At 62.0% G+C, this 843-nt stretch carries 1 pseudogene; it reads left to right on the top strand.

The features are described 5' to 3' along the window. Positions 1–843, top strand: a pseudogene (locus tag CAPSK01_RS17455) (hypothetical protein); the annotation flags it as partial.

Here is an 843-nt window from a genome sequence, read left to right as displayed (position 1 = left end):
CCGCCACCGCTGCGACCGATGGCCGGTTGCTGGCGGCGGGGATAGACGGCGAGATCGACTGGCAAACCGGCATCTATGCCGTGACTTTTTGCGACTGGATGGCCGTCGGCAGCTTGACCGCCGAGCAACTGGCCGCGCCCTGGTACAACCCGGCTCTCATCGTCGCTGGGGAATACCCGGTACCCCGCGACGTGCTGCCCACCTCGCTAGTCTACAACGCGGTGGTTTACACCTACGCGCCGGTAGACTCAACGCTAATCGGGATTGATACGGCGCGCCTGCCGAATGACGGGCGGGTGCAAGTCATCAAGCCCGGCGATACGGCGGTGCTGCATCACACCGGCATTTTTACCCTGCCCAACCCGCTCAGCGCCGCGCAAGTGGTCAATCTCCCACGCGGCAATTTGAGCCAGGTGGTGCTGCTGGACACCGCCGGAACCCAGGTCTCCACCACGAAATACAGCGTCAACCTGACCGCTGGCGTGGTCACGATGGCGAATCCGCTGGATTTGTCCGCTTATCTGCAACCGCTGGCTGCTCATCACACCCTGCGCGAAATGGCGCGCATCTCCGACGTGGAAATATCGGGCCACATCCAACTGGCGCGGGCGCTGACCAAAACCTTCCCCGCCGAGGGCTATTTGTCCACGCTGTTGACGGCGGGCGACCGCTACGCCCGATATGCGAATCTACGAATCATTGCCAGTTGGCAGGGGAATTTCGCCAACGACGGCGCTTTGGCGGTCGCCGATTACAACGACGTGGACTATCCCCTCGTCGTGACCAACGAGGGCTGCATTGAAGAAGACTGGGCCGTTGTGTTTGAAACGCCCACTACCGTCA

Origin of the sequence: Candidatus Accumulibacter vicinus (assembly GCF_000584955.1) — a bacterium.
In the GTDB taxonomy this organism is placed as follows: Bacteria; Pseudomonadota; Gammaproteobacteria; order Burkholderiales; family Rhodocyclaceae; genus Accumulibacter; species Accumulibacter vicinus.
The sequence above is the reverse complement of the archived record's forward strand: the minus strand, read 5'-3'. Positions and strand labels throughout refer to the sequence as shown.